Origin of the sequence: Microlunatus panaciterrae (assembly GCF_016907535.1) — a bacterium.
Classification (GTDB): Bacteria; Actinomycetota; Actinomycetes; order Propionibacteriales; family Propionibacteriaceae; genus Microlunatus; species Microlunatus panaciterrae.
In genome coordinates, this window is record NZ_JAFBCF010000001.1 from 302292 (window position 1) to 319455 (window position 17164).

Here is a 17164-nt window from a genome sequence, read left to right on the forward strand (position 1 = left end):
TCAGCGCACCGGCTTGATGCCGGTGACCGAGACGTTGTAGAAGAGCTCGTCCGGGACGATCCGGGCCAGCACCCGGTCGACAGCGCTCAGCCGGAGCCAGGTCCGGTAGGCGAACATCCGCCAGCCCCAGGTCAGCTTCTCCTCGGGCACGGCCGCCTCGAAGGTGCGGATCGGCCAGCCGACCCAGGCCGCGGTCAGCTCCTCGGTGACCGTACTGACCTCGACCAGACCGGCCCGACGCACCGTCCTGGCCAGGGTGTCGGGGTCGAAGGTGTGCAGATCGACCACCGCCTCGAGCGCGGCAGCGCGGGACGACTCGTCCAGCTCGGCCTTGGGCCGTGACCAGCCGCGCAGCGGCCGCAGCCGGGTGAGGTGGGTGGTCACGAACCAGGTGGCCCGGGACAGCCGACGGGCGACGAAGTCGCCCCAGCGGGTGGGCTCACCACAGATGACCACCCGGCCGCCGGGCTTCAGCACCCGGCGGATCTCGGAGAACGCCAGCTCGACATCGGGGAGGTGGTGGATCACCGCGTGCCCCACCACAAGGTCGAAGGTGTCGTCGGCGTACCCCAGCGTCTCGGCGTCGGCGACCCGGCCCTCGACCTGCAGGCCGAGCCCGGCTGCGTTGCGCTCGGCAGCCCTGACCATGCCTTCAGAGATGTCGGTGACGCAGGCCGTGGCGATGACACCGGCCTGCATCAGGTTCAGGGTGAAGAAGCCGGTGCCGGCGCCCACCTCGAGCGCGGTCGGGTACGGCCAGCCGCTGTTGCCGGCGATCGCAGTGAACCGGTCGCGGGCGTAGGCGATGCAGCGTTCGTCGTACGAGATCGACCACTTGTCGTCATAGCTGGCTGCCTCCCAGTCGTGATAGAGCACCTGGGCCAGCTTGTTGTCCGACCAGGCTGCCTCCACCTGCTCCGGGGTTGCCGGCGGACGGTCAGCGGCCAACGAAGTGCGCCTTCCCGGGGCCGAGCTCCACGAACGACCGCATGCCGATGGTGCGGTCCTCGGTGGCGAACAGGGCGGCAAACTGTTGCCGCTCCATCACCAGGGCGGTATCCAGGTCGACCTCGTTGCCCCGGTCGATGCACTCCTTGGCAGCCTGCAGCGCCAGCCGGGGGCCACCGACGAACTGGCGGGCCCAGACCACCGCCGTGGCGTACACGTCATCGGCCGGGACGACCTGGTCGACCAGCCCGATCGCGAGCGCCTCGGCCGCCTGCACGAACCGGCCGGTGAAGATGATGTCCTTGGCCCGGCTCGGGCCGACCAGCCTGGTCAGCCGTTGGGTGCCGCCGGCGCCGGGGATCACGCCCAGCTTGATCTCCGGCTGACCGAGGATCGCATCGTCGGCCGCGATCCTGACGTCGGCGCAGAGGGCCAGCTCGCAGCCGCCGCCGAGGGCGTAGCCATTGATCGCCGCAACGACCGGTTTCGGGATCCGGGCGACCGCCGTGAACGCCTGATGCAGCCGCGCCGAGTGCGCTACCATCTCCGGATACGACAGTCCCGCCATCTCCTTGATATCGGCGCCCGCGGCGAACACCTGGGGCCCACCGGTGATCACCACAGCGGAGATGTCGTCGCGGTCCGAGACCTCGGCCGCCGCCGCACCGATCCGGTCCTGCACCTCCTGGTTGAGGGCGTTCATCTTCGGCCGGTCGATCCTGATCGTGCCCACCCCTTCGACGACGTCGAGCCGGACGACGTCGGAGGACTCTCGCACTGCGGTCATGGCAGGCAGCCTAATCGGCAGAGCACCAAAGGCCCATCCACCAGCCCGAGAATGTTGCCGAACCGCTGCGATCTGGTGCCGATCTGATCGCACAGTCGTTACCAGCCGGTAGTTGACGGCACAATGAGGAGCGCCGGTGCTCCATTCCGGCCGTACCACGTGTCAGGCATCCAGGTGCCAACTGACACGAAGCGAACCCTGCACTACTTGACAGAGCATGAAACATTTGAGACTGAGAACCGAGAACTGATATGACGAATCCCGACCTTCCGGCACCGACCGACACCTCCCTGTTAGGTGCTCACGTGCGCGGCAACGGAACAACCTTCGGCCTCTGGGCCCCCCGAGCGACCAGGGTCGAGCTGGCGCTGGTCGCGGCCGACCGCAGCCAGTACAACGTCGACATGACCCGCAGCACGGACGGGGTGTGGTCGGTCCACGTGCCCGGGGTCGGTCCCGAACAGCGTTACGGCTTCCGGGTGCATGGCGACTGGGACCCGGAGAAGGGCAAGCGGTTCAACCCCGCCAAGCTCCTGCTCGACCCGTACGCACGTGCGATCACCGGCGGTGTCGACTACTCCGGCCCGATCCTGGACCACACGGCCGAGTCCGACTACCTGCCTGACCTGACCGACTCCTTCAGGGCCGTCCCGCTCAGCGTGGTGGTGGCCGACTCACCCGCCCCCACCCCGATCGCGGAACCACGGCCGCTGGCCGACACGGTCCTGTACGAGCTGCATGTCAAGGGCTACACCCAGCTGCACCCGGCCGTGCCAGAGCATCTGCGTGGGACCTACGCGGGTCTCGCCTACCCGGCGGTGACCCAGCACCTGGTCAACCTCGGCGTCACCGCCGTGGAGCTGCTGCCGGTGCACCACTTCGTCTCCGAGCCGTTCCTGATCGGTCGCGGACTGTCGAACTACTGGGGCTACAACACGCTCGGCTTCTTCGCCCCGCATGCCGCGTACTGCTCGGTCGGCACCACGGGCGACCAGGTCCGCGAGTTCAAGGAGATGGTCAGCGCGCTGCACGAGGCCGGCATCGAGGTGATCCTGGACGTCGTCTACAACCACACCGGCGAGGGCGGCCATGAGGGACCGACGCTGGCCTTCCGAGGCATCGACCACCAGGGCTACTACCGGTTGACCGACGACCTGCGCAACGACTATGACGTCACCGGCTGCGGCAACTCCGTCGACACCTCGATGCCCGGGGTGCTGCGGATGGTGGTGGACTCGCTGCGCTACTGGGTGACCGAGATGGGCGTGGACGGCTTCCGCTTCGACCTGGTCACCACTCTGCTCCGCGACGAGCAGCACCACGTCGACCAGAACCATCCGTTCAAGCAGGCCCTGCGTGAGGACCCGGTGCTGAGCAAGGTCAAGATCATCGCCGAGCCGTGGGACATGGGACCCTACGGCTACCAGGTCGGCGCGTTCGGCAACGGCTGGAGCGAGTGGAACGACCGTTTCCGCGGCTTTACCCGCGACTTCTGGCGCGGGAACATCGGCGGTGTCCAGGAGCTCGGTCAACGACTGTCGGGGTCACCGGACATCTTCGACCACGATCGGCGGCCGATCTCCTCCTCGGTCAACTTCGTCACCGCCCACGACGGCTTCACGCTGCGTGACCTGGTCACCTACGACGTGAAGCACAACGCGGCGAACGGAGAGTCCAACCGGGACGGCTCGGATGACAACAGGTCCTGGAACTGCGGCTACGAGGGTGAGACAGACGACCCGGAGATCAAGGCGCTGCGGCACCGGCAGACCAAGAACATGATGGCGACCCTGGTCCTGGCCTCCGGGGTTCCGATGATCACCGCGGGCGATGAGCTCGGCCGGACCCAGGGCGGCAACAACAATGCGTACTGTCAGGACTCCCCCATCTCCTGGGTGCACTGGGACACCCAGGAGGAGTGGCACGACCTGACCACGCTGACCCGGGCGCTGCTGACGCTGCGAACGGACTGCGCCGTCTTCCGGCCGCGGAAGTTCCGCCACGGCGAGGAGCTCGTCGACGCCGAGGGCGACGGACTGGGGCGGAAGGACTTGGCCTGGTTCAACGGCTACAGCGGTGAGATGACCGGTGACGACTGGGCCGACGGCGGCCGTCGCACGCTCGGCATGTACGTCGCCACCAGTGACCCCGACACCGAACAGGGCGATGCCTTCTGCGTCTGGGTGCATGCCGGCGTCGACCCGGTGGACGTCCGGCTGCCGGGCGGTTTCTGGGCCGACAAGTACACCGTGCTGGCGCACACCGGCAACGACGGCGAACTGCCGACCGAGCCGGTGGCAGCCGAGTCGACGCTGACCATTCCCGGCCGGACCGTTGTCGTGATGCGGGCCCAGTAGGTCGTCGTGCACTGGCGGACCAGGCTGTTCACCCGGCTGTCCAGGATGCTGCCCCACCCGTCGGAGCCGACGGACCGCTACCTGACCTGGATGCGGTACGAGCCACCGCTGGTGCTGTCCAGGATCCTGTCCGGGCCGATCGGCCGCAGGCTGCGGATCACCGAGCGTCCGGTGCCCGTCACCGGCGGTGCGGTGACCGTACGCATCTATCAGCCGTGGCCGCGGGAGCCGCACTCGCAGCTGCCGCTGGTGATCAACTTCCACGGTGGCGGTTTCGTCTTCGGCAACCTGTCGCAGACCGACTGGCTGTGCTGCCGGGTGGCCGATCGGGCCCGGGCGGTGGTGGTGTCGGTGGCGTACCGGATGGCCCCGGAGCATCCGGCGCCGGGACCGTTCCAGGATGCCTGGGACTCAACCCGCTGGCTGATCGAGCATGCGGCCGCGCTCGGAGCCGACCCGGCCGACGTCTCGGTGATGGGCGCCAGCGCGGGCGGCAACCTGGCCGCACTGGTGGCCTTGGCGCATCGCGACGCCTGCCGTCAGGACCCGCAGCTGCAGCCGCTCCGGCATCAGATCCTGCTCTACCCGGCCACCGACCTGACGCTCGGATCGCCCTCGGTGGCAGAGTTCGCCGCCGGGCCGATCGTCACCCGGCCGGTGCTGGAGTGGTACGGGCAGCACTATCTGCCGCAGGGTCGGCCGGACAGCATAGGCTATGACGACCCGCGGGTGAGCCCGCTGCACCATCCCGACCACACCGATGTCGCGCCGGCCCTGATCATGGTCGCCGGACTGGACGGGCTGCGCGACGACGGCATCCGCTACGGCGACATCCTGACCGCAGCCGGGGTCGAGACGCGAGTGATCAACTTCGCGGACGCGATCCACGGCTTCGCCTCGATGCCACTGTTCTCCCCGTCGGCCCGCGACGCATTGGACGAGATCGTCACGCTCATCCGTACGCCCTGACCCGGCCCCGCGAGCCGTACAGAGCCGTACAGAGCCAGGGAAACTGTCACTCAGCCAGGCGAATTTGCCTGGCTGAGTGACAGTTTCCCAAGTCGACTTGGGAAACCGACCCCAGAGCGCGCTAGGCGGTCGGCGGGGTGGGCTGGTCGGCCGGCAGGGCGGCCAGGCCCATCTCGGCGACGTTCGCCAGCTCCCGGTGGTACGGGACCACCCGGACGGTGTAGCCGATCGAGCCGGCCCGACGGGCGTTCACCCAGCCCTCGTAACGGCGCAGGCCGCCGGGTTGGTCGACACCTGCCGGGAACGGGTTCACCCGGGTGGCATGGAGCTGGTCATCGCTGTCCACCAGCCCGGTGACCAGCTGCACCTCGATATCGTCCGGCGTGAGGTCGCCGAGCCGCACCAGCGCGCTGACGTGGATCTTGGCGCCCACCTCCACCGCGTCGCCTGCCAGGCTCTCCACGTGGTCGACGGTCACCTTCGGCCAGGCATCGCGGACCCGTCGCTTCCACTCCGCCAGCGCCTCGGCGCCGCCCGGCGTCTCATCGATCTCCGCCGACGAGGCCGCGGCCGGGGTGTACAGCTGGGTAACGTAGTCGCGCACCATCCGCGAGGCCAGCACCTTCGGGCCGAGCCCCGCGACCGTGTCGCGGATCATCTGGATCCAGCGCTGCGGCAGACCGTCGGAGTCCACGTCATAGAACCTCGGCACGATCTCGTTCTCGATGATGTCGTACAGCGCCCGCGCCTCCAGGTCGTCGCGATACTCGGGGTCGTCGACCCCCTCGGCGGAGGGGATCTCCCAGCCGTACGCCGGGTCGAACCACTCGTCCCACCAGCCGTCGCGGATGGAGAGGTTGGCGGCACCGTTCAGCGCGGCCTTCATCCCCGACGTGCCGCAGGCCTCGTACGGCCGGAGCGGGTTGTTCATCCACACGTCGCAGCCCGGGTAGAGCGGCTTGGCCATCGAGATGTCGTAGTCGGGCAGGAAGACGATCCGCTCCCGGACGTCCTCTGCGTCGGCGAACTGCACCATCTGCTGGATCAACGCCTTGCCGCCCTCGTCAGCCGGGTGCGACTTGCCGGCGATCACGATCTGGATCGGCCGGTCCGGGTGGGTCAGCAGGGCCTTCAGCCGTTCGGGATGCCGCAGCATCAGGGTCAGCCGCTTGTAGGACGGCACCCGGCGGGCGAAGCCGAAGGTGACGATGTCGGGGTTGAGCACGTTGTTGACCCAGTCAGGCGAGCCGGCCAGGCCGCGCGTCTTGGTGCTGGCGGCCAGCCGCCGCCGGGTCATCGAGATCAGGTCGATGCGCATCTGCCGCTTCATCGCCCAGATCGTGCTGGCGTCGACCCGGTCGAGCCCCGACCAGTCGTACCCGTCGACCACCGAGTCCCGGTCGCCGGTCGCCGTCTCCAGCAGCTGCAGCAGCCCGTGGTGCACCCAGGTCTGGTGATGGACGCCGTTGGTGATCGAGCTGATCGGCACCTCGCTGGTGTCGAAGGCGGACCACAGCCCGTGGAACATCTCCCGGGACACCTCGCCGTGCAGCTGGGAGACGCCGTTGGCGCGCTGGCCCAGCCGCAGCCCCATGACGGCCATGTTGAACTTGGAGTCGTCGCCACCCTCGTAGTCCTCGCTGCCGAGGGCCAGCAGCCGCTCGATCGGCAGCTGGCCGAACGAGGAGAACTGGTGGGCGATCAGCTCCTTCGGGAACCGGTCGATGCCGGCCGGCACCGGCGTATGGGTGGTGAACACGGTGCCGGCCCGGGTCCGTTCCAGGGCCGCGTCGAAGGCGAGCCCCTGCTCCATGTACTCCCGGATCCTTTCCAGGCCGAGGAAACCCGCGTGACCCTCGTTTGTGTGGAAGACGTCCGGCGCCTCGTTGCCGGTGATCCGACAGTACTGGCGGATCGCGCGCACGCCGCCGACGCCGAGCAGCAGCTCCTGCGCCAGCCGGTGGTCGGTGCCACCGCCGTACAGCCGGTCGGTGGTCTCCCGCTCGGGACCGCTGTTGGCCTCGACGTCGGAGTCCATCAGCAGCAGCGGTACGCGTCCGACCTGGGCGACCCAGACCTGGGCGTGCAGCGTACGACCGTCCAGGGGAAGCTCGATCCGGACCGGGCCGTCGTCGTCGTGCAGCAGCGTCAGCGGCAGCTCGTTCGGGTCGATCAGCGGGTAGCGCTCCTGCTGCCAGCCGGCCCCGTTCAGCGACTGGCGGAAGTAGCCCTGCCGGTAGAGCAGGCCGACACCGATGATGGGCACCCCCAGGTCGCTGGCCGACTTGAGGTGGTCACCGGCCAGGATGCCGAGACCGCCGGAGTACTGCGGCAGCACCTCGGTGATGCCGAACTCGGGCGAGAAGTAGCCGATGGCCTTGGGCGCGTCCGAGTTCTCGGCGGCGTACTGCTGGTACCAGAGCTCACCGGTGAGGTAGTCGTCGAGGTCGGCCCGGATCAGCTGCAGGTTCTTGACGAACTTGCGGTCCTTGGTCAGCTTCTCCAGCCGCTCGGGTGACACCTGGCTGAGCAGCGTGACCGGATCGTGGTCACAGCTCTCCCACAGAGTGGGATCGATGCTCTCGAAGAGCTCCTGGGTGTCGGCATGCCAGCACCAGCGGAGGTTGAGGGCCAGATCACCGAGAGGCTTGAGGATCTCGGGCAGGACAGGCCGGACGGTGAATCGACGAATAGCGCGCACGCGCATACCGTAGCGCCACCGGAGGGGTCGTGCCGAAACCTCTGCCTTACTGGTCTGACCGGGCCGACGGCCACGGTGACCGGAGCGTCGGGCGGAGGGGCGCCGGCGGTGGTGCGGAGGATCGGGCGCTGACGTGACGGCTGGTTGCCGCTAGGTTGGGGGTGTGACGCCTCAGACCCCCTCGAGCGACCCACTCACGGGCGCCAAGAAAGCGACCACCCCCGATCCGCAGCGCCCCAGCGGCGTCCAGCAGGACGGGCCACCCCCGACCGGGACCAGCGGGTCGCGGCCGCTGGGTGCCCCGATCGGCCGGATCCCGGTGACTGGTGTGTCACCGGTGATCGAAGGCGGCGCCTACCCGGCCAAGGCCGTCGTCGGCGAGCAGTTCCGGATCGAGGCCACCGTCTTCCGGGAGGGCCACGACGCGGTCAACGCCAGCATTGTGCTCACCGACCCCGACGGCAATGAGCAGCTGGTCGGCATGCATCCCACCACCCCACTCGGGTTCGACCGCTGGGCCGGCGAGGTGGCGCTGACCACTGAGGGCCGCTGGACCTTCCGGGTGGAAGGCTGGAGCGACCCCTGGGCGACCTGGGTGCACACCGCGGAGATCAAGATCCCGGCCGGGATCGACGTACAGCTGGTCTGCATCGAGGGCGCCGAGCTGCTCTCCTCGGCAGCCCAGCGGGCCGCCGAGGACGGCGCCGACGACGTTGCCGCCGACCTCCGGCACGCCGCTGACGGTTTCGCCTCGGGCCAGCAGGTGGAGGACCGGCTGGAGACCGCGCTCAAGCCCGCGATCCGGGCTGCCATGGAGAAGTACGGGCCGCGCGAGCTGGTCTCCCCCAGCCCCGACTACCCGGTCTTCTGTGACCGGGTGGCCGCGCTGTTCGCCTCCTGGTACGAGTTCTTTCCCCGTTCCCAGGGCGCCGAGTTCGACGAGCAGACCCAGACCTGGAAGTCCGGCACCTTCGACTCGTCCTACGAGCGGCTGGAGGCTGCCGCGGCGATGGGCTTCGACGTCATCTATCTGCCACCGATCCACCCGATCGGCACCGCCTTCCGCAAGGGTCCCAACAACACCCTGGAGCCTGGCCCGGCCGATCCGGGCTCTCCTTGGGCGATCGGCAACGTCGAGGGCGGGCACGACGCGATCCATCCCGATCTCGGCGACTTCGACTCGTTCGCCGCCTTCGTGGCTAAGACGAAGTCGCTCGGGATGGAGGTAGCGATGGACTTCGCCCTGCAGGCCTCCCCCGACCACCCCTGGGTCCATGATCATCCGGAGTGGTTCTCCAAGCGGGCCGACGGTTCGATCGCGTACGCGGAGAACCCGCCGAAGAAGTACCAGGACATCTATCCGATCAACTTCGACATCGACCGTGACGGCATCTACGCCGAGAGCCTGCGGCTGCTGAGGTTTTGGATGGACAAGGGAGTGCGCATCTTCCGGGTCGACAACCCGCACACCAAGCCGGTCGACTTCTGGGCCTGGATCCTCGGCGAGGTGCGCAAGACCGACCCGGATGTGCTGTTCCTGGCTGAGGCGTTCACCCGCCCGGCCATGATGCACACCCTGGGCAAGGTCGGCTTCCACCAGTCCTACACCTACTTCACCTGGCGGAACGAGAAGTGGGAGATCGAGGAGTACCTGACCGAGCTGTCCACCGAGACGGACTCCATCGTGCGGCCCAACTTCTTCGTCAACACGCCCGACATCCTGCCGACCTTCCTGCAGTACGGCGGCAAGACCGCCTTCACCATCCGTGCGGTGCTGGGCGCGACCCTGTCGCCACTGTGGGGCGTCTACTCCGGCTTCGAGCTGTTCGAGCACCAGGCCGTCCGCCAGGGCAGCGAGGAGTACCTGAACTCCGAGAAGTATCAGTACCGGCCGCGCGACTGGGCCGCGGCCGAGGCCTCAGGTGAGAGCCTGTCGCTGCTCCTCGGCCGGCTGAACGAGATTCGTCGCCAGCACCCGGCACTGCAGCAGCTGCGCCACCTCAGCTTCCACCACGCGCCCAACGCTAACGTGATCGTCTACTCCAAGCGCTCCGGAGACGACGTCGTGCTGGTGATCTGCAGCCTCGACCCACACAACGTGGTCGAGTCCGAGGTCTACCTGGACATGTCCGCGCTCGGTCTCGACGACCACGAGGTCTGCCTGGTGCACGACGAGCTGACCGGCCAGACCTGGCGGTGGGGGATGCGGGCCTTCGTCCGGCTCACCCACGACGATCCGGCACACATCCTGACGCTGGTGCCGCAACGTCCGGCTGCTGCTGCTCGGCCGCAGAGCTGACGGTGAGATTCGTTACCAGGCACGGAAAGGTACGCCTGTCATGACTGAGGCGGAAGATCGACAGCGGCTACTCAGCTACGTCACCGAGGCGCGCTGGTTCGGCGGCAAGGGCCGCTCGGCGGAGCTGACCGGCGTCAGCGCGCTGCCATGGCTGACCGAGGCGGGCTCCTGGCCGGCGGTGCGGGTGGAGATCGTCGAGATCAACTATCTCGCGGACACCGCGACCGGTTCGGCAGCCGAGAGCGGGCCGAGCGAGTTCTACCAGATCCCGGTCTCCTACCGGCCCGCACCGCATCCGGACTGGCACTTCGCCGAGATCTGGCGGATCGACGACCCCGAACTGGGACCGGTCGTCGGCTATGACGCGGTCTACGACCCGCAGGCGTGCCAGCTGCTGCTGGCCCAGCTGCTCCGGCAGGCACGTAGCCACGACGGGGAGACCTCCACGAGCTTCCACCTCACCGATCGGGGTGCGCTGACCGGCACCGAGGAGCCGGAGGTCTTCGCCGGCCAGCAGAGCAACACCTCGATCATGTTCGGCCAGCTGGCGATGCTGAAGGTCTTCCGCCGGCTCGAGCTCGGACACAACCTCGACATCGAGGTGCACGAGGCGTTGAGCCGGGACGGCATCGCGGACGTGGCCAAGCTGTTCGGCTGGTTCGAGGGCTCCTGGCGTCAGGGCGACACCGAGGTGACTGCCGACCTGGGCATGCTCGTCGAGCGGTTCAAGCAGGCGGAGGACGGCTGGGGCCTGGCGCTCGACTCACTGAGCGAGCGGAAGGAGTTCGCCACCGAGGCGGCAGCGCTGGGCCGGGCGTTGGCCGAGATCCACGGGGCACTGCGCACCTCCTTCCCGACCGGCCAGCTGACCGGTGCCGCGGTGGCGGCGACCATGGCCGAGCGGGTGCACCGAGCCGCGGCCATCGCCGCTCCGCTGCGCGACCTGGTTCCGGGCCTGCTGCGCTGCTTCGACGCCCTGGCCGGGCAGCAGCTGAGTGTCCAGCGCGTGCACGGGGACTTCCACCTGGGCCAGACGCTGCGCACGCCCGACGGCTGGAAGATCATCGACTTCGAGGGCGAGCCGGCCAAGACGCTGGCCGAGCGCAGCGCTCCGGACAGCGTCTGGCGTGACGTCGCCGGCATGCTGCGGTCCTTCGACTACGCTGCGGCGTCGGTGCCCGGTGCGGCCGGCGCCGAATGGGCCGCCGCCTGCCGGAGCGCCTTCCTGGAGGGCTACACCGGACGGCTGTCGCCGGAAGAGTTGATCATGCTTCAGGCGTACGAGGCCGACAAGGCTGTTTACGAGGTGATCTACGAGGTACGTAACCGTCCCGACTGGGTGAACATTCCGCTCGCGGCGGTCGCTGCGATCGCCAATAGCTCGGCTGCGGCCGGGAGCTGAAGGAGAAGAGATGCCATTCGATCCGAACGGAGGGCTCACCGGTTGGGACCTCACCGGCTTCCACGAGGGGCACGACACCGAGTGCTGGAAGCGGCTGGGAGCCCACGAGGTCGTCGTCGCCGATGACGAGCGGGGATCCGTTCGGGGCACCCGCTTCTCGGTCTGGGCCCCCAACGCCCGTGCGGTCAGGCTGGTCGGCGACTTCAACTGGTGGAACGGTGAGCAGACACCGATGCAGCTGGTGCCGGGATCCGGCGTCTGGGCCACCTTCGTCGAGGGTGTCGGCACCGGTGCCCTGTACAAGTTCGAGGTCTGTGGCGCCGACGGTGTCTGGCGGCTGAAGGCCGACCCGATGGCCCGCTTCTGTGAGGCCGCTCCGCACACCGCCTCGATCGTCTACGAGAGCCAGTACAGCTGGGGCGACGACGACTGGCTCTGGTACCGCGGCGAGGGTAAGCCGCACGCCGAGCCGATGAGCATCTATGAGGTACACCTCGGCTCCTGGCGCAAGGGTCTGACCTACGTCGAGCTGGCCAGCCAGCTGGTGGAGTACGTGCGCTGGCAGGGCTTCACGCATGTCGAGTTCCTGCCGGTCGCCGAGCACCCCTTCGGCGGCTCCTGGGGCTACCAGGTGACCGGCTACTTCGCACCGAAGTCGCTGTTCGGCTCCCCTGACGAGTTCCGCTACCTGGTCGACCAGCTGCACCAGGCCGGCATCGGCGTCATCGTCGACTGGGTGCCGGGCCACTTCCCCCGCGACGAATGGGCCCTGGGCCGGTTCGACGGCACCGCCCTCTACGAGCACGCCGACCCGCGCAAGGGTGAGCAGCCCGACTGGGGCACCTTCGTCTTCAACTTCGGCCGCAACGAGGTGCAGAGCTTCCTGATCTCCAACGCCTACTACTGGCTGGACGAGTTCCACATCGACGGGCTGCGGGTGGACGCGGTCGCCTCCATGCTTTATCTGGACTACAGCCGCGAGGACGGCATGTGGATCCCGAACGAGTACGGCGGCAACGAGAACCTCGAGGCCGTTCAGCTGCTGCAGCGGGTCAACTCGCACGTCTACCAGCGCAAGCCCGGCGTGGTCACCATCGCCGAGGAGTCGACCTCATGGCCAGGGGTGACCCGCCCGGTCGAGTACGGCGGCCTGGGGTTCGGCTTCAAGTGGAACATGGGCTGGATGAACGACTCGTTGCGCTACTACGGCCGCGAGCCGATCTACCGCCAGCACCACCACCATGAGATGACGTTCGCGATGGCGTACGCCTACTCGGAGAACTTCATTCTTCCGATCAGCCACGACGAGGTGGTGCACGGCAAGGGGTCGATGTTCGAGCGGGTGCCGCAGGACGAGTGGCGCAAGTTCGCCACTATGCGGGCGTTCTATGCATTCATGTGGTCCCACCCGGGCAAGCAGCTGCTGTTTATGGGCACCGAGTTCGGCCAGCGTCGGGAGTTCTCCGAGGAGCGCAGCCTCGACTGGGAGATCACCAACGACTGGGGTCACCGGGGCGTGCAACGGCTGATCAAGGACCTGAATGCGGTCTACCGCGACCATCCGGCGCTGTGGCGGTTGGACAACGACCCGGCCGGGTTCCGCTGGATCGACGCCGATGACCGCGGCGGCAATGTCTTCTCGTTCCTGCGTTTCGACGGCGACGGCCAGATCCTGGCCTGCCTGACCAACTTCAGCTCCGAGCCGCGCCCGGACTATCGGATCGGGCTGCCCAACGAGGGCGTCTGGACCGAGATCCTCAACACGGACAGCGACGTCTACGACGGGACCGGGCAGATCGGCAACCTCGGACAGGTGGTGGCCAACCCGGTGCCGAGCCATGGCTTCGAGGCCAGCGCCAATGTGACCATCCCTCCGCTGGGGGCTGTCTGGCTGTTGTTCCAGCCGGAGAAGCCGCTGGCCGACGAGGCGGTCGGACGGCTCGAGGCGGAGCTCACCCCGCCGGCGACCCAGCTCGGGTCCGAGACGGAGACGGCGGTCGCCGGCGGGACCACCGGCAGGAAGGCCCGGCCGCAGCGCCCGGCCCGCCCCAAGCGGCCGCGTGGCTGAGCTCGATATCTCGATCACCGTCAGCGACGGCGGGATCGGCGTGCTCAGCTGGGATGTCGAGGTCGGTCAGGAGGTGTTGCACCGGGCTCTGGTGGCCGTCTCCGAAGAGGCGCTACTCGACCAGCGGCTGCGTCGGCTGGAGGTGGCCGTCCCGGCCCCGGACCGGGCGTCGCGAGGCGCCGTGCTGCGGGCCGGCTTCCGGCAGGAGGGGATCAGGCGGCAGGTGCATCCGCTACCTGACGGCAACTTCACCGATTTGGTGCTGTATGCCCGGCTGGCCGGCGACGAGGTGCAGGGACCACACGGCTTCTCCGGTGTGATGAACTCCGCGCTGCCCCGCACCCGCGCCATCGCGCACGTGCTGATGCGGCATCCGGACGGCCGGGTGCTGCTGTGCGACACGGTGTTCAAGCGGGACTGGGAGCTCCCGGGCGGCATCGTCGAGCCGGGTGAGCCACCCAGGCACGCCGCGGTCCGTGAGGTGCGCGAGGAGCTCGGCATCGACCTGGAGATCACCAGGCTGCTGCTGGTGGACTGGATGCCGCCCTATCTCGGCTGGGACGACGCGCTGGAGTTCATCTTCGACGGCGGCACGGTCACCGAGTCCGACATCGCCGCCTTCTCGCTGCAACCCAGCGAGATCGCTGCGGTGCATCTGGTCAGCGTCGCCGGTGCCGCGGCGCACCTCACGCCGCTCTCGCATCGACGGCTCGCCATCGCCGCCTCCCTCGGCCCGGACGAGGTCGCCTACCTCGAGGACGGGACGCCGCAGGTCTAGCTGGCGCGGCGATCGCCTTCCCCACCCCCTCTTCGCACAGCTTCCTCGCACCTCACCCAGGGTCGACCGTGTGCGAGGCCCACCGAGGTGTGCGAAGTGCGGCTGCGGGTCGGACCTGTACCGGGACGGCACCCAACACCGGCCAGCCGGCTCCCCGCAGGGTCAGTAGAGCGCGGTCATCAGGTCGCGGCGGGCCTTCAGCACCCGCTCGTCGGCGTTGCCGAGGGTCTCGAACAGTTCCAGCAACCGCACCCGGGCGGCCTCACGGTCATCGCCGGTCCTGGTCCGGACCAGGGTCAGCAACCGGCTGAAGGCCGCCTCGGCCTGGCCGGTGGCGAGCTCGACGTCAGCGGCCTCGAGATGGGCGGCGATGTCGGCGTCGGGTGACGCCACCCGAGCCATCACCTCGTCGGCGTTGAGCGACGTCGTCCGGGCCAGCAGACCAGCCTGGGCGCGGCCGGCCAGCGCCTCGGCATCGCCGGGCGACGCCTGCAGCAGCTTGTCGAACTCGTCCCGGGCGGCGGCGAAGTCGCCCCGCTCGAGCGCCTCGTCGGCGGCAGCGAACCGGGGGTCCGGCACGGCCTCGGCCTCAGGTTGCGACTCCGATCCGGCGACCGGCTCGGCCCTGCCGACGATGCCGTTGGCCACGGCCGCCTTGAGCAGCTCGTCCAGGTACTGACGCACCTGGTCGGCCGGCAGCACACCCTGGAAAAGCGGCGCGATCTGGCCGCCGATCACAGCCACGACGGTGGGTACGGCCTGCAGACCCAGCGCCGACACGATCTGTGGTGCGGTGTCGACGTTCAGCCGGGCAACCAGGTACTTGCCGGCGGCCTCGGCGGCCAGGGTGGCCAGCGTGTCGGACAGCTGCTGACCGGTGGAGACCCGCGGCGAGTAGAACTCGACCACGACCGGGTGCTGGACCGACTTGCGCATCACCTCGGCGTCGAAGGTCTGCTCGGTCACCTCGACCACATAGGACGCGCGGCCCCCGGCACCGGACGCCGGAGCACCCGGCGCGGGCTGGGAAGGCTTGGCCAGCTTGGACAGGTCGATGGCACCGGGACGGTTGAAACTAGACGCGCTCATGCCCTCCATCCTGTCAGGAACGAGATAATCCGACGACGGCAGGTCGACGCCGATCGGCACACGGCACAATGTCGCTATGGCACATCCTCGCGCAGGCCAGCGGGCCCAGGCTGAAGACCTCATCGACGTCGACGCGGTGGTCAACGCGTACTACGACCTGACCCCGGATCCGACCAACCCGGACCAGCAGGTGGTGTTCGGCACGTCCGGGCACCGTGGCGCCAGTCTGGACGCGGCCTTCAACGACGCGCACATCGCTGCCACGACGCAGGCCATCGTGGAGTATCGCGCCAGCCAGAACATCACCGGTCCGCTCTTCATCGGCAAGGACACCCATGCCCTGTCCGGGCCCGCCTGGACCACCGCGATCGAGGTGCTGATCGCCAACGGCGTCGAGGTCTGCTCCGAGAACGACAACGAGTACACCCCCACCCCGGCGGTGTCCCGGGCGATCGTCGTCCACAACAAGACTCATGATGCGAGCAACACCGCCGACGGCATTGTCGTCACGCCCTCGCACAACCCGCCGCGGGACGGTGGCTTCAAGTACAACCCGCCCCACGGGGGGCCGGCCGACACCGACGCCACCTCCGCCATCGCCGCGCGAGCCAACGAGCTGCTGGCCGACCCGCGGGCGATCAGGCGTTCCCGCTTCGAGGCGGTCTCCTCCCAGCTGAACAGGTTCGACTATCTGGGCCGCTACTGCGACGACCTGACGAACGCGCTCAACCTGGAGGCCATCCGCGGCAGCGACCTGCACATCGGCGCCGACCCCCTCGGTGGGGCCAGCGTGCACTACTGGGGCTACCTCGCCGAGAACCTCGGCCTCGACCTGAAGGTGATCAACGACACCGTCGACCCGCGCTGGGCGTTCATGACCCTGGACACCGACGGCAAGATCAGGATGGATTGCTCCTCCCCCAACGCGATGGCGAGCTTGATCAACAACCGGACCGACTACGACATCTCCACCGGCAACGACGCCGACGCCGACCGGCACGGGATCGTCACCCCGGATGCCGGGCTGATGAACCCGAACGCCTACCTCGCGGTCGCCATCCAATACCTGTACGCGAACCGGGACGGCTGGCGCCCGGACGCCGGCATCGGCAAGACCCTGGTGTCGTCGTCGATGATCGACCGGGTCGCGGCCCAGCTGGGCCGCCGACTGATCGAGGTCCCGGTGGGCTTCAAGTGGTTCGTCGACGGACTCCGTTCGGGCAGCATCGGCTTCGGTGGCGAGGAGTCTGCCGGGGCGTCCTTCCTGGCGCTGGACGGCAGCACCTGGACCACCGACAAGGACGGCATCCTGCTCGCCCTGCTGGCCAGCGAGATCCGGGCCGTGACGGGAAAGAGTCCGAGTGAGCTGTATGCCGCGCTGGAGGCCGAGCACGGTTCTCCCGCGTACGCCAGGGTGGACGCGCCGGCCAACCGCGAGCAGAAGGCCAAGCTGGCCAAGCTCGACGCATCGGCGGTGACCGCCACCGAGCTGGCGGGCGAGCCGATCACCGCGATCCTGACCGAGGCGCCGGGCAACGGGGCCGCCATCGGCGGACTGAAGGTGTGCACCGAGTCCGCCTGGTTCGCGGCCCGTCCGTCCGGGACCGAGGACGTCTACAAGATCTATGCCGAGTCGTTCCGGGGACCGGAGCATCTGGCCCGCGTGCAGGAGGAGGCCAGGGCCGTCGTCTCGGCGACGCTGGGCGGCTGACCCGAACTCCTCGCCAAGAGGTCTTCCGCTAACTGCCATCCGGGGAGACACTGGA

Annotated in this window: 10 protein-coding genes and 1 pseudogene; 7 read left to right on the plus strand and 4 right to left on the minus strand. The window is 68.6% G+C overall.

What is annotated here, in order from left to right; translation table 11 throughout:
• Both JOE57_RS01360 and JOE57_RS01365 read right to left on the minus strand, forming a co-directional pair.
• Complete coding sequence (locus tag JOE57_RS01360; protein ID WP_204916054.1) at positions 1 to 948, minus strand: class I SAM-dependent methyltransferase; 948 nt, start codon at positions 946 to 948, stop codon at positions 1 to 3.
• On the minus strand, positions 938 to 1735 hold the full coding sequence (locus JOE57_RS01365) for an enoyl-CoA hydratase/isomerase family protein (RefSeq protein WP_204916055.1): 798 nt from the start codon (positions 1733 to 1735) through the stop codon (positions 938 to 940). Before JOE57_RS01365 ends, JOE57_RS01360 begins: the two co-directional genes overlap by 11 nt.
• Positions 1736 to 1986: 251 nt before the next feature.
• Between JOE57_RS01365 and glgX the strand changes: the two genes are divergently transcribed.
• The gene (gene glgX, locus JOE57_RS01370; protein ID WP_204916056.1) at positions 1987 to 4092 is read left to right on the plus strand and encodes a glycogen debranching protein GlgX; all 2106 of its coding nucleotides are present in this window, start codon (positions 1987 to 1989) and stop codon (positions 4090 to 4092) included.
• Positions 4093 to 4098: 6 nt separating this feature from the next.
• Positions 4099 to 5061 carry an alpha/beta hydrolase fold domain-containing protein gene (locus JOE57_RS01375; RefSeq protein WP_204916057.1) on the plus strand — a complete coding sequence of 321 codons (963 nt, stop codon included), beginning with the start codon at positions 4099 to 4101 and terminating at the stop codon, positions 5059 to 5061.
• Positions 5062 to 5182: 121 nt separating this feature from the next.
• On the opposite strand, the gene glgP is transcribed toward JOE57_RS01375, so the two are convergent.
• On the minus strand, positions 5183 to 7768 hold the full coding sequence (gene glgP / locus JOE57_RS01380; RefSeq protein WP_239578803.1) for an alpha-glucan family phosphorylase: 2586 nt from the start codon (positions 7766 to 7768) through the stop codon (positions 5183 to 5185).
• A 157-nt stretch (positions 7769 to 7925) separates the two neighbouring features.
• Between glgP and JOE57_RS01385 the strand changes: the two genes are divergently transcribed.
• The 4 genes and pseudogenes from JOE57_RS01385 (at position 7926) to JOE57_RS19060 (ending at position 14309) form a co-directional block, all read left to right on the plus strand.
• On the plus strand, positions 7926 to 10061 hold the full coding sequence (locus JOE57_RS01385; RefSeq protein ID WP_204916059.1) for an alpha-1,4-glucan--maltose-1-phosphate maltosyltransferase: 2136 nt from the start codon (positions 7926 to 7928) through the stop codon (positions 10059 to 10061).
• Between the two features lie 40 nt (positions 10062 to 10101).
• Positions 10102 to 11463: a maltokinase N-terminal cap-like domain-containing protein gene (locus JOE57_RS01390; RefSeq protein ID WP_204916060.1), complete on the plus strand. Its 1362-nt coding sequence runs from the start codon at positions 10102 to 10104 to the stop codon at positions 11461 to 11463.
• A gap of 10 nt (positions 11464 to 11473) precedes the next feature.
• Positions 11474 to 13384, plus strand: a pseudogene (gene glgB, locus JOE57_RS01395) (1,4-alpha-glucan branching protein GlgB); the annotation flags it as partial.
• Positions 13385 to 13523: 139 nt separating this feature from the next.
• A complete protein-coding gene (locus JOE57_RS19060) occupies positions 13524 to 14309 on the plus strand; it encodes an NUDIX domain-containing protein (protein ID WP_204916062.1) in 786 nt (261 codons plus the stop codon).
• Between the two features lie 162 nt (positions 14310 to 14471).
• On the opposite strand, the gene JOE57_RS01405 is transcribed toward JOE57_RS19060, so the two are convergent.
• Positions 14472 to 15398 carry a tetratricopeptide repeat protein gene (locus JOE57_RS01405; protein ID WP_204916063.1) on the minus strand — a complete coding sequence of 309 codons (927 nt, stop codon included), beginning with the start codon at positions 15396 to 15398 and terminating at the stop codon, positions 14472 to 14474.
• A 76-nt stretch (positions 15399 to 15474) separates the two neighbouring features.
• Here JOE57_RS01405 and pgm point away from each other — a divergent pair, with 76 nt between their 5' ends.
• The gene (pgm, locus tag JOE57_RS01410) at positions 15475 to 17109 is read left to right on the plus strand and encodes a phosphoglucomutase (alpha-D-glucose-1,6-bisphosphate-dependent) (protein ID WP_204916064.1); all 1635 of its coding nucleotides are present in this window, start codon (positions 15475 to 15477) and stop codon (positions 17107 to 17109) included.
• The last annotated feature ends 55 nt before the right edge of the window (positions 17110 to 17164 follow it).